Annotated in this window: 8 protein-coding genes and 2 pseudogenes; all 10 read right to left on the bottom strand. The window is 41.2% G+C overall.

From position 1 onward, the window contains the following. Positions 1 to 2 precede the first annotated feature (2 nt). The 10 genes and pseudogenes from trpD to EHQ70_RS04845 all read right to left on the bottom strand — a co-directional run bounded on the left by trpD (position 3) and on the right by EHQ70_RS04845 (position 12581). Entirely contained in the window at positions 3 to 1031 is a 1029-nt protein-coding gene (gene trpD / locus EHQ70_RS04805; protein WP_135583980.1) for an anthranilate phosphoribosyltransferase, read from the bottom strand. Beyond that, the gene (gene pgsA / locus EHQ70_RS04810) at positions 1012 to 1758 is read right to left on the bottom strand and encodes a CDP-diacylglycerol--glycerol-3-phosphate 3-phosphatidyltransferase (protein WP_135583982.1); all 747 of its coding nucleotides are present in this window, start codon (positions 1756 to 1758) and stop codon (positions 1012 to 1014) included. The genes trpD and pgsA overlap by 20 nt, the downstream gene beginning before the upstream one ends. Then, positions 1758 to 3104 carry a MiaB/RimO family radical SAM methylthiotransferase gene (locus tag EHQ70_RS04815; protein WP_135583985.1) on the bottom strand — a complete coding sequence of 449 codons (1347 nt, stop codon included), beginning with the start codon at positions 3102 to 3104 and terminating at the stop codon, positions 1758 to 1760. The genes pgsA and EHQ70_RS04815 overlap by 1 nt, the downstream gene beginning before the upstream one ends. Continuing rightward, positions 3104 to 4204, bottom strand: a complete 1101-nt coding sequence (locus EHQ70_RS04820) for a helix-turn-helix domain-containing protein (protein ID WP_135583987.1) — start codon at positions 4202 to 4204, stop codon at positions 3104 to 3106. The genes EHQ70_RS04815 and EHQ70_RS04820 overlap by 1 nt, the downstream gene beginning before the upstream one ends. A 17-nt stretch (positions 4205 to 4221) precedes the next feature. Further along, on the bottom strand, positions 4222 to 4923 hold the full coding sequence (locus tag EHQ70_RS04825) for a LolA family protein (protein ID WP_004788302.1): 702 nt from the start codon (positions 4921 to 4923) through the stop codon (positions 4222 to 4224). Positions 4924 to 4963: 40 nt separating this feature from the next. Beyond that, a pseudogene (locus tag EHQ70_RS18735) lies at positions 4964 to 6295 on the bottom strand (DNA translocase FtsK); the annotation flags it as partial. 524 nt (positions 6296 to 6819) lie between these two features. Beyond that, positions 6820 to 7975 (bottom strand): annotated as a pseudogene (locus tag EHQ70_RS18740) (DNA translocase FtsK 4TM domain-containing protein); the annotation flags it as partial. Positions 7976 to 8040: 65 nt separating this feature from the next. Continuing rightward, positions 8041 to 8538: a YajQ family cyclic di-GMP-binding protein gene (locus EHQ70_RS04835; RefSeq protein ID WP_135583991.1), complete on the bottom strand. Its 498-nt coding sequence runs from the start codon at positions 8536 to 8538 to the stop codon at positions 8041 to 8043. A 28-nt stretch (positions 8539 to 8566) separates the two neighbouring features. Beyond that, complete coding sequence (alaS, locus tag EHQ70_RS04840) at positions 8567 to 11326, bottom strand: alanine--tRNA ligase (RefSeq protein WP_167481690.1); 2760 nt, start codon at positions 11324 to 11326, stop codon at positions 8567 to 8569. 49 nt (positions 11327 to 11375) lie between these two features. Continuing rightward, positions 11376 to 12581, bottom strand: coding sequence for an MFS transporter (locus EHQ70_RS04845; RefSeq protein ID WP_135583992.1), 1206 nt, complete (start codon positions 12579 to 12581; stop codon positions 11376 to 11378). Positions 12582 to 12645: the final 64 nt, after the last annotated feature.

A 12645-nucleotide genomic window follows, 5' to 3' on the forward strand; every position in this document is an offset into this window, starting at 1 on the left:
CCTTATGTTAAATTCAATGTTTCACGAACGAATCGGAGAACTTTTTTCTCTAAGATGGCAGCTTTTGCTGTTTCGTATCCAGTTTTGATGTCACCCACTGCTCCGAGTAAAAACATCGCCACACCTGCATTGAGAGCCACCATTGCGGTTCCTCCCGTTGCTTCTTTCGGATCGAGAACTGCCCGAAAAAGGGATTCTGCCCCTTCTTTAGAAGAAGAGAACACTGTATTTCGATCCAATTCCTTGGGATTTAGGCCGAGTTCCTTTGGGTGAAAGGTTAGTTCCTTTGCCTCTTTTCCATCAAAATAGGCATAATCTGTCTTTTCAAAGATGGAAAATTCGTCCAGACCATCCGCAGAATGACAGACAATCGCCCGTTTTGAGCCAAGTCTTCCCAAGATTTCTGCCATAGGAAGACAAAGTGACTTATCGTAAACTCCAACGAGTTGGTGTGAAGGAGAAAATGGATTCGAAAGTGGTCCAATCAAATTGAAAAAAGTACGAAAGCCTAGAGCAGAACGAACGGGCCCTGCATATTTCATGGCTGGGTGCCAAGAAGGTGCAAATAAAAATACAAATCCAGTCCGGAGAAATTCCGCTTCAGAATCCTCTGTGGACTGGTCTAGTTTGTAACCAAGGCCTGACAAAATATCGGAACTACCAGAAAGAGAAGAGACCGAACGATTTCCGTGTTTGGCAACCTTAAACCCAAGACTAGCCAAGGTGAGAGCGGAAAGAGTGGAAACGTTCAACGTTCCTTTTCCATCCCCCCCTGTCCCACAAGTATCCAAAAAATCAAAATCAAATTTCTTTGAAGGTTTGATGGCATGATTTCGCATCGCACGAACAAAACCGTACAACTCGTCCGTTGTTTCTCCCTTCATTTTCATGGCAGTGAGAAAGGAAGCAAGAACTGGTTCCGGAACTTTCCCATCCATCACTTCACTTAAAAATAGTTCCGCATGACCATCTACAAGATGATGTCCAGACACAACTTGTCCGAGTATTTCCTTAACTGTTGGCACGGTCATAAAAAATCCTTTTTAGATTGGAAAATGTTAACAGCTGATAATTGGTCACAATATAACGAAGTCCAGAAATGACTGTGATGAATGTTGTGAATAACATTCCAAAATAAGGAACAAAGGAAGCAATGGAATCAAAAAAATCTTTAAAACTCAAACTCTCTGTTGTTTTGACAAGAGTATAAAACTCATTTGCATGTTGTGACGCCACTTCGAAGGTAGAGTAACCTGCCAATTTTCCCATAGCATAGGTTTCATTGATCATAGCTCTTCTTTTGCCAGAGATTAACATAAACACAACTAGGATCATTAGGATGGCACCCATTTGGAAGGCAGTTTTTACCTTCCCCATCATCGTTGTGCGAAGGCTATTTCCAGACCGAACCGCAATGTACCGCAGGAAGGTGATGAGCATATCTCGCCCAATGATGAGAACCACCATCCAAACTTCGATAGGTTCATGGATGAATAAAAAAGTAACAAAACAACCGATGACTAAAAATTTATCCGCTAAGGGATCGAGAAATTTTCCAAACTCGGTTTGTTGGTTCCATTTACGTGCTAAATATCCGTCTACAAGATCTGTAAGGGATGCGAGAGCAAATAGAACAAAGGCGAAGATTTGGTATTCCCATTCCTTTTGGAATAGAAAAAAGATAAAAAACGGAAGTGCTAGAACCCGAAGTACAGTAAGCAAATTCGGGATATTGGCAATGGTTTTCCAATCTTCCACTAAACCACCCAAGTCCCCGACATATCCAATTCATAAAAAGAATCCACTCTTACCTGACCAAACTGGCCAAGTTTTAAACCTTCTTCTTCCACATAAACGACTTCATCAATTTCGGGAGCGTCTTGGAATCGGCGAACGATTGCACCTTTTTCCAAAACTTCATCCACAACGGCAGGGTATAGTTTTCCAATTCGATTTTGGTGGATGGATTTTAAAGTTCCGAGATACGCATCCCGCACCAAATTCACACGACGAGCAATCTCCTTGTCTTTGAGTTGCCCATCCATTGTGGCACCTTTGGTTCCGTCTTGTGGGGAATAAGGAAATAGATTTACCTTTTCTGGTTTTACATCTTCGACGAAACGAATGATTTCTTCCACGTCTTCCATAGTTTCTCCAGGAAAACCCAAAATAAAGGAAGTTCGGATTTCCAATTCAGGTCTTAGACCCCTTGCCTTTTCAAACAAGGATTTGAAATATGAATATTCGCCGGTACGATTCATTGATTTTAAAACGGATTTGGAAACATGTTGTAAGGGACTTTCCAAATACGGGGCAATCTTAGGAATTTCTCCATAAAGATCGAGTAACTTTTCTGTTTTTTTATCTGGATAAAGATAGAGAAGGCGCAAAAGTTCGAGTCCGTCTACATCAGCAACAGAACGAACTAAATCCAAAAGTTTATCGGTGTCCTTTCCATAAAAAACGGTGTCTTGTGAAACAAGGCAAATTTCTTTAGATCCCGCTTTGACGGCAAGTTTCGTTTGAGTCAAAACATCAGAGCTTTCTGTATCACGATACTTCCCACGTAAGTTAGGAATGATACAAAAATGACAACCTCGGTTGCAGCCGTCAGAAATTTTTACATATGAGTATGGTTTGGAATAGTTTTCGATACCCTTACTGGTTGTGAGTCTTTCGAGTAGGTCTTCGTTAAATTCGGTTAGGTCTTTAAAATCGAGTGGGAAACTTTTTCTTAAAATCTCCCCTGCTTTATCATATTTACCAGTTCCAAAATGAAGATCCACCTCAGGAAGATCATCCGAGATTTCTTTTCCAGCACGTTCTGCAAAACAACCGACAACCACTAACTTTTGTTTGTTTTTCTTTTTGATATCAATGGAATCCAAAATGGTTTGGATGGTTTCCTTGGTTGCATCTTGGATAAACGTACAAGTATTCACTAAGTGGAAATCACTGGCTTCGGGGCCAGCCGCAGGAAGGAGACCTTCCTTTAGGAGCGACTGGTGCATAGCCATAGAATCCACGGTATTTTTAGGACAACCGAGAGTCGTGATAAAAAACGACTTCGGTGTTTCTTCTAAATTTTCTTTTAGTTTCGGCATTACTCGCCTAACTCTCCAATGATGGACTGAGTCGAATCATAAGGATTTTGTTTACGGATGAAAATCTTCTTAACTAGTTTTCCGGGTTTTCCAAGAACAGAACGTTCCTTCCCGTTTTGGACCATTTCTACGGCTCCACCATCACCCACTTTGATTTCTAATCTGTCACGAGCCTCTAAATGTTTGACTTCGCCAGCAGAAACAAGTCCCCTTTCTCCCATTTGTCCATCTAACACAAATTCCACGTAACTTGGTTTAGAGAAAAAGAGTGTGACTTGGATCGGAACATCGCCAACCGGAGATTTTACAGCAACACCTTCTCTTTCTTCTTTTAAAGTCACAAGAACTTTGGCGGATTTTTCGGTAACTGCTTGAGTCACAACTCGGATGTCACGTCGAAGGGAAGATAATTCTTCTATGCGATAAGAAAGGATGGTCTCCTCTCCTTCCACTGTTTGGAAAAAATATACATTTTTTTCAGGGAAAATATTGAATCCAAGGTTTGCTTTTCCATTGGATACACCTTTGATAAACATCTTACATTGTTGGTTGTTGACGCTGAAACTCACACCACGGTCTTCTGTTAAAATAAAAGGAACACTCGCATTTTCTGGAACACTTTGAGAAACAAAATTGATTCCAGAAGGAATGTCGGAACTTGCCACAGTTTCTACAGTAGAACCAACTTCTGTGGTTTCCTCATCCATAGAACCCGACCCGGATTCTTCAAAACTAATATAGATGATATAAGCTGAGATCACAAAAAGAAATACAGAAATAAGGCTAATGATTTTATTTCGATCTAAATTGAAGTGAGTGGTTGTAGGACGAGTGAGTTCTTCCAAAGGTGCTTGGGATTCTTCAATTTGTTCCCCACGATAAAGATTCAGAAGCATTGCGGCATCTAACTTTAAATAACTAGCGTAGTTTTTTAGAAACCCAAGGGCAAAGGTCTCGGCAGGAAACTGGGAATAATCTTCTGTTTCTAAGGCAATGATGTATTTAGCTGCGATGTTTGTTTCTTTCGCAACATCTTTCACTGAAAGTTTTTTATCTTCTCTAGCTTCTCGTAGTATTTGACCGACTCGTTTTGTGTTCAAAATGATATCCTCTTAGCTTAGTTCTCGGAGACAAGTGGGTTGTTTACAATCTTCGCGTTTCCGCTCATGTGAAAATTGAAAACTCCATCTTGGATTTCTTCAGAAAAATTAATATTGGAAAATGAGATGGTGGTTACTTTCCCGCGACCATCGGTAGCCACTGCTTTTTTGATTAAGTAAGATTCGGAATCCACAAATAGTTTCATCTTCTCGAACCCACCAATTTTTTCTCTTTGGTCAAGATCTAAAACAAAGTATTTAGTCGTATCTCCCATGGAACGAGGTTGTTCGATGGTATCAAATTTATAATGGTATTTACGAAAGAGTCTATTGAGGCCATCAGGACTGTTAGTGGTAAAGATCGGACCAGATGTATTTTTACGATCGAGAGTTAAATCCTGTTTTCCCACAGCACCTAACCTCTTGATAAAAATATGAAGTGTTTTTCCATCGGAAACAATTTCGTCCCCTTCTGGTTCGGCAAAGTTATATCTGATTTTTCCGGGACGTTTGTAGAAACATTTCCCGCGCATCTGTTTTTCCTTTTTGTTGTCTTCTGTTTTGATGAGAAAATCAGCCGAATAGGAATTGATATCACTAAAGTTCTTCTTTATCTTTTTCACCACTTCTGAGGGTGAGTGCCAATTGTGAGCCGGACTTGTTTGGGCACCAAGAGAAACACCCAATACAAGTAACAAAGATCCGATCCATACTTTCATAGATTCCCAGTTTTTCAGACAAACTTCTCTTGTCGATGATTTACGCTGAACGCAGGATTTCTCGGGGTTTGGCCCCGATTTGAGGCGAAACATAACCCCTCATTTCCATAAGTTCCATAAGCCTCGCCGCTTTGTTGTAACCGATTCTCATCCGTCTTTGTAAGTAACTTGCACTTGCCTTTTTTTCGGTCACAACGATATTCCACGCTTCGTCAAAAAGTTCCTCATCTTCGTCAGAGGCCATTTCGATATTCGTTTCATCGTCCCAATTCATTTCCACGTAAGCAGGAGCACCCTGTTTTTTGGCCTCTTCTACTATGGACTCAATTTCTTTCTCTTCGATAAAAGGAGCTTGGATTCGCATCAGATCACTCGAAGTCGGAGACCGGTATAAAAAGTCCCCTTTTCCGAGCAGGGTCTCGGCCCCACTCGTATCCAGAATGGTTCTAGAGTCTGTTTTTTGTGCGACTTGGAAGGCCACCCTTGCCGGACAGTTCGCCTTGATGACTCCTGTGATCACATCCACTGACGGTCTTTGGGTTGCCATCACCAAATGGATTCCAACCGCTCTTGCTTTTTGGGAAATCCTTTGGATCTGTTCTTCCAAATCCTTTCCCGAAACCATCATTAGGTCCGCAAGCTCATCAATAAAGATCACAATGTACGGAAGTTTTTGAAAGCCCTTCGCATGGGCATATTCATCTACCTTTTCATTGAAACTTTTGAAATCCCTACTTTTCAATTGAGAGATCATTTGGTAACGACTCTCCATTTCTTGGATGGCCCAAGAAAGTGCCTTCGTTGCTTTTTTAGGATCTGTGATCACGGGCATGAGAAGGTGTGGGATTCCTTCATAAAGAGTCATCTCCACCATCTTTGGATCGATCATAATGAAACGCACTTCTTCTGGGGAGCGAGTGCAAATAAGGCTTGTGATCATCGCATTGATACTCACCGACTTACCAGAACCAGTGGTTCCCGCCACAAGTAAGTGAGGAAGTTTAGCGATGTCAATCATCACAAGTTTTCCAGAAATATCTTTTCCAATACAGATAGACAAGTCTTTGGCCTTATGTTGGAGGATGGTATCTTTTAGAATCTCTGATAAAAATACGTCTTCTCGGATTCGGTTCGGAACTTCGATTCCAATCGACGCCTTACCAGGGATAGGTGCCACAATCCGAATATTTTTCACTTCGAGGTAAGCACGGATTTCATCTGAAAGAGAAACAATTCGGTTCAGTTTGATTCCATTCGGGATGGTAATCTCGTAACGAGTGATGATGGGCCCTCTTTCTTTTGTGATGACCTTGGACTCAATTCCAAAATGCCCTGTGGACTCTTCGATTTTACGAGAGATCAGATCCAATTCAGAATCGTTCTTTAAAATATTGGCCACAGGAACTTGGTGGGACACAAGAAGCCTTGGAGAGATATAATACTTTCCTTTTTTTAGTTTTGGTTTGGGAACCATGGAACCAAACATCAGTTCTTGTTGTTCCGCCTTTGGCTCTGGTTTCTTTTTCCCAAAATTTCCTGAACTCAAATTGGACTTTACGAGCGGAGAAGCCTCTTCCACAGCTAAGGTCTCGAGGGTTTCTTCTTCATACTCTTCGGAACTATAATCCACTTCTTCATCTGAATCGTCAGACTCGCTACTTTCGCTCGCATCCCAACCCGATTCTTCCACTAGAGACAAACGAACCGATTCTGGAATGGCAATGGCTTCGGATGTTTTCTCATCCTCACCCTCTTCATAAGAAAGAACCATGGATTCAGGTTCCATTTCATCGGATTCTTCTTCTAAATCACTATAGTTTTCATCTTCATACGAAAAGGAGGAAGAGGAATTCGAGATTTTTAGAATATTGTTTTCTCCGCCAAAAGAGGATTTGACGGGATCTAGTTTGGGAAGCTCCAAACTTTCTAAACCCAGAGCAGTATCCAATTTTGGTTTCCACTTGGCCTCGGGAAATTGGAAAAGGATTTTGGATTCTCTTTCACTTTCGATTTCTTCTAATTCTTCTGCGAGTCGCCTGTTATCCGTTAGTTTCAGGCGAGAAATCAAAACTTCATTTTTTTCAAATTCCGCAAGGGAATCTAGTTTTGATTCTTGTTTCTGGAATCGAAACACTTTTCCTGCCTCATCAAAAAACCCTTCAAAATGCGAAGTATTACGGTAACGAACCGCTGGCGTTTTTTTAAAAGAAGGATTTTCCTGGAAACGATCCTCTCGACCATTTTTATCCACGGAATTTCTTTCCTCTTGGAAATAAGAATTCAGGTGAGAACCATCTCTCTTGGAACGGGAATTTACATTTGGATTCGCAGTTTTTTTCTCATCCGCAACCATATTCCAAAAATGATTGGAAAGGTCTTCTTTGGATTCTTCTTCTGTCTGCACAGCAAACCATTGTTTGTTTCGAATTTCATTTTCTGTTCCGCGGCGAGTCGAAACCACGGATTCCAAAAATGAAGGTAATCGCAAATGAGGGAGTTCGTTTCTTCCTCCCATCATTCTATAAATTCCATTGGAATATTTGTTGATAGCAGCAAAGGTAAAAGACCAAGCCCCGTCTTCCAGCCAAATCACGGCAAAGTATAAGTATAAAAAGAATACAACAAGGATACGCCCAGTCTCACCAAAGAGGTAAGAAAAAACCCAAGAGAAAAATTGCCCAAGGATTCCGCCACTATCCCCTACATGACCGAGCGGGGTTTCCAAAAGATTCAAACTCACAGTGGTAGCGACAAGAAAGAGTGGGAAAAAAAGTGCTTTGCTCAGTCTGTCAAAGTCAGGATTTCTTAACGAAAGAACACCTAACATCAAAACAAAACCAGCGAGTAAAAATGAGGACTTTCCTAAAATATAAAGTAAGGTAAACGCAATGTAATGACCAAGCCTTCCAAACCAATTGAAAAGCGATCCGTCCTCTCCTTCCTGAAACGAAAAGAGAGAAAGTAGTAAAAACACACCAGAAAATACTAATAGATACGGAAGGAAGTCTTTGCGAGGCAAAGTCCATCCCCATACGGATTTTTTAGGGTCCATACGGGAAATATCGGACGGTTTTGAGACATAGACAGAAAAAAAAGACGGATCTTTAAGCCAAAATTTTATCCCTTAAAATTAGTAAAATTGGCATCAAAATTGAAATTGGCATTTCGAATCGCCGCCATTACCTCTTGCAAATCGTCCTTTTTTTTGCCCACAACTCGAACCGATTCCCCTTGGATGGTGGCCTGAACCTTTAGTTTTTGGTCTTTGATCAGAGTGGTGATTTGTTTGGTTTGTTCTTTGTCCAAACCATTCTGGATTTTTACTTTTTGGCGCACTGTTTGGCCCGTAGCCGACTCAATTTTGGACTCAAAATCGAAGGCCTTCAGACTAATGCCCCTTTTGGCCATTTTGGTGGTAAGGACATCAATCACCTGTTTCAGTTTGATATCGTTTTCCGAAGTCAAAACCAAACTATCTTCTGTGAGTTTGATTTCGGAGTTGGATCCTTTAAAATCAAACCTTGTTTGAATTTCTGTCATGGCCTGAGCCACGGCGTTTTGTAATTCCGGTCTTTCGATTTTTGATACAATGTCAAATGATGGATCTTGAGCCATAGTTTACTCCTTACTTACCTTAATGTCTTTATCCTAATTTCTTTTTGGAAAGTTCCAAGGCAAATTCCAAAGCGGCTCCCAGGCTCTCCGGTTTTTTACCACCACCCTGTGCCATATCAGGCCTTCCCCCGCCCTTTCCATCTAACATCACCAAGGTTTCTTTTAATAGATCCCCACAGTGGATTCCTCTTTCATTCAAAACCTTGTTACACATAAATACGAGGGTACTGGCATCCCCATCACTCGTTCCAAACAAACAAAGAATTTCTGGTTCTTTGGCTTTGAGACTATCAGCTAAATCCTTTAAAGCTTTTGCATCCACTGCTTCAAAAACTTCTGTCACCACTTTTCCTTTGGCAAAGGAATGTGCCTTTTCTAGAAGTCCATCCACAAGTTCCGGATTCATTTGAAAACTCAATTGTTCCTTTTTCTTTTTTGCTTTGAAAAGGGCACTAGACTTTCCTTCGAGTTCCGTCTCCAAACTTTCGCGAAGTTTTCGTAAATGTTCTACAGCAGTGTTCCCTTCTTTCACAAAAAGGTTTTGTAAGTCTTCGGGAGCTGGCACTGGAGAAACAATTCCAAATTCCTTCAAATCTCCAAAGGTTTCTTTAGCCGACAAGTTATGAGTTTCAATTTTTGCTGCGAGTGTTTGGAACTGGGATAAAAAATATTCCACAACGGAATCACCACAAATGGCTTCTACCCTTCGGTTTCCTGCCCCAGGACTTCCCTCTTTGATGATGGCAAAGTATCCAATTTCTTTTGTGTTGGAAACATGAGTTCCCCCACAGAATTCTTTGGACTTATCACCCATAGAAATCACACGAACAGAACTACCATATTTTTCGTCGAACATGGATAAGGCGCCCGATTGTTTTGCAGTATCGATGTCCAAAACTTCTGTTTTGACGGGAATTTTAGCATTCACTGCTTCATTCACATCTTTTTCAATAGAAACAATTTCCTCTTCCGAAAGTGCTTTGGGGTGTGAAAAATCAAATCGCAAATAATCAGAAGAAACAATGGAACCTTTTTGAGCCACATGGGTTCCGAGAATTCTTCGCAGAGCCCCATTTAACAAATGTGTGCCGGAATGGTGGTTGGCTAAATTTTGGCGGCGAGTGGTATCAATCTCTGCTTCAATGGTTTCCCCGACAGAGACTTTTCCTTTCAAAATGATTCCTAGATGTAAAAAGGTTTCGTTTTCTTTTTGAGTGTCCTGGACTTGGAACTGGAACCCTTCTTTTTTGAGATACCCCCAATCACCAATCTGACCACCACCCTCTGCATAAAATGGAGTTTTGTCGAGAACCACAACGGCCTCTGATCCTTGGTTCACCTCGGATACTGACTTTCCATCTACAAAAAGATAAATTACTTTTGCCGGTGCTTTTGTTTCCGTGTATCCTAAAAATTCAGTTTTGAGTTCTGGGCTCGCCGAAAGACCTGTGAGGTATTGGACTTTTTTTCCCTTCCAACTCGCGCGAGAAAGATCCCGATCTTTTTCCAGCTCCTCTTCAAATCCCTTGTCATCAAAACCAAAACCCCGATCTTCCACAAGTTCCTTGGTCATCTCACGAGGAAACCCGTAAGTGGAATACAACCGAAATCCTTCTTTTCCAGTTACCAGAGTTTGATTGTTTGCTTTTAATTGGGCAAGAAGAGATTCTAATTCTTCTAGTCCCACTTCCAAAGTGTGAAGAAAGAGTTCCTCTTCCTTTTTTAAAATGGATTCAATGTCTTTTGCTTTGTCTTTTAGTTCTGGGTAACGTACAGAATACAAATCACGGAGTGTCGCAATTAGTTTGTATAAAAACGGTTCGTGGATTCCTAGTTTTCTTGCAAATAACGAAGCCCTACGGATGAGCCTACGAATCACATATCCACGTCCTGTGCGGTCCGGATAAATCCCGTCACCTAACGAAAAAAATACGGAACGGGAATGATCCGTGATCACACGGAAAGATTGTTTTGTCGATTCGTCGTAAGTAATCCCTGAGAGTTCTTCTATTTTACGAATGATGGATTTTAATTCATCGGTATCATAAACGGAGTCCACCTCTTGCAGAAGCATTGCCACTCGTTCGAGTCCTGACCCTGTATCAATTCCCGTTTGTTTTAAAGGAAGGAGTTCACCCGAAACCGTTTGGTTGAATTGGTTGAATACTAAATTCCAATATTCTAAATAACGATCGCAGTCACAACCTGGTTTACAATCCGGATTGTTTCCACAATTTGGGCCACCTTTTTCTGGACCTCTGTCCAAATACAATTCCGAACATGGACCACAAGCCCCACTGTCTCCCGCAGGCCCCCAAAAGTTATCTTTTTTTCCTAGGCGTACAATTCGTTCTTCGGGAACTCCAGCTTCCATCCAAATCTTTTTGGCTTCATCATCATCTAAGTAAATGGTGACCCAAATTTTTTCTTTAGGGATATGAAGATGGTTTAATGAAAAATCTAACGCGTATTCAATGGCTTCTTTTTTGAAATAATCGCCAAAGGAAAAATTTCCAAGCATTTCAAAGAAGGTACAATGTCTTTCTGTTTTCCCAACTACCTCTAAATCGGTAGTACGAACACATTTTTGAACCGAAGCGGCGCGAGTGTATGGCAACTCAACGGCTCCCGTAAACAAAGGTTTGAACTGAACCATCCCGGCGGTTGTGAATAAAAGTGTTGGATCCCCTTTCGGGATAAGGCTTGAGGAAGGCACAATGGTGTGGCCTTTCCCTTTAAAGTAACTAGTATACAACTCTGCAATTTCGCGGACGGTTTTCGACATCATACACTTACAGCGAAATCGGTTTCACCTCCTAGGGCAAGGAAATTAGAAGTTAACTCTGCCGTAATTCCCGGTATTGGAGAAAAGAAAACAAGGCAAAACAGAGAAACATCCCACCGAGAATTCCGAAGGTCCATTGTGACCCAATGGTGTCCGCAAGGAGGGCTGCCAGAAATCCAGAAACCGCCGGCGTGAATTGGAAACAAACCGTATAAAGAGAAAGGATTCTCCCGCGGAGTCCATCCTCGGCCCGTTTTTGCAAAATGGCAGGAAGGAGGCTCGAAAGAACTCCCCCCGACACTCCAAAACAAAACAAAAAGAAAGAAGTGGCTTCTGGTTTTCCAAAAGGAACAAATCCCAAAAAGAAAAAAGACGAAAGAGAAAAAACAATCAGTAAAACAAGACCCTTTCTTTCCAAATGATGGAAGAGGATGGTGAGAACCCCACCGAGAAATAACCCAGGCCCTAAAAAGACAAGAACCGTCCCCCGTGCGAGTTCACCCAAACCCAGTTCATTTCGCACATACTTCGGAAGGATGACTTGGATGGGACCAAGGGCAAGCATACTGAGGATGGCCATATACATCACTTGTCTAGAAACTGGATCCGTTTTTAAAAATTCCAAAACTGCTTTTAGATTAGATGTCAGGGATGGGAAACTTGTGGTTTTGTTATAGGCACTAAAAGGTTTTATTTTTTCATTTGGATCTGCATAACGTAACAAGGTAAAGGCGATCATGGATAGAAAGTGGAAACCAGCCAAAACAAAAAATAAACTAGAATACCCTCTTCCTTCTCGAAACCAACCCACCGCCAGAGGGCTCATCCCAAAAGCAAAAATCAAAAGTAAGTTTCCAGCAATGGTATGAAAAACAAGTCGATGCGATTCCATCACTTCTCGTAAAATCGCCATCCGACCAGGAAGCACCGTTGTCATTCCAATCCCATTCACAAAAGCCAAAGGTAATAATAAAAGCGGATAGGTTAAAAAAACTTCAGTAAAGGCAGCTAACAAAAAACTAGCGAGAACAAGGAAAAACTGAAACCCAACAACAACCCATTTTTTAGAATAACGATCGAGTAAATATCCAGTGTATAAGAAAAATATGGGAAAGGGTAAAAATAGAAAAAAGAAAACAATCCCAGAGAAACCTTTTACCGTATCTAGGGTTTGGCAAAAGATTACGATCGAATATAAAAAACAACTACTGGCAAAGGTTCCAAGGGCAAAAGCAAAATAGAAAATCAGTTGGTTCAAGTTTGTACCTACCTAAAAAAAAAGCCTCCCGTAGGAGGCTTCGTATCGGAAAAAAAGAGGATTT

This window comes from Leptospira congkakensis (assembly GCF_004770265.1).
GTDB classification, from domain to species: Bacteria; Spirochaetota; Leptospiria; order Leptospirales; family Leptospiraceae; genus Leptospira_A; species Leptospira_A congkakensis.

What these genes read in the sequence shown, in the direction of transcription:
- EHQ70_RS04835 (WP_135583991.1), bottom strand. Translation starts at nt 8,538, where the DNA reads ATGGCTCAAGATCCATCATTTGACATTGTATCAAAAATCGAAAGACCG.
- trpD (WP_135583980.1), bottom strand. Translation starts at nt 1,031, where the DNA reads ATGACCGTGCCAACAGTTAAGGAAATACTCGGACAAGTTGTGTCTGGA.
- EHQ70_RS04815 (WP_135583985.1), bottom strand. Translation starts at nt 3,104, where the DNA reads ATGCCGAAACTAAAAGAAAATTTAGAAGAAACACCGAAGTCGTTTTTT.
- alaS (WP_167481690.1), bottom strand. Translation starts at nt 11,326, where the DNA reads ATGATGTCGAAAACCGTCCGCGAAATTGCAGAGTTGTATACTAGTTAC.
- EHQ70_RS04825 (WP_004788302.1), bottom strand. Translation starts at nt 4,923, where the DNA reads ATGAAAGTATGGATCGGATCTTTGTTACTTGTATTGGGTGTTTCTCTT.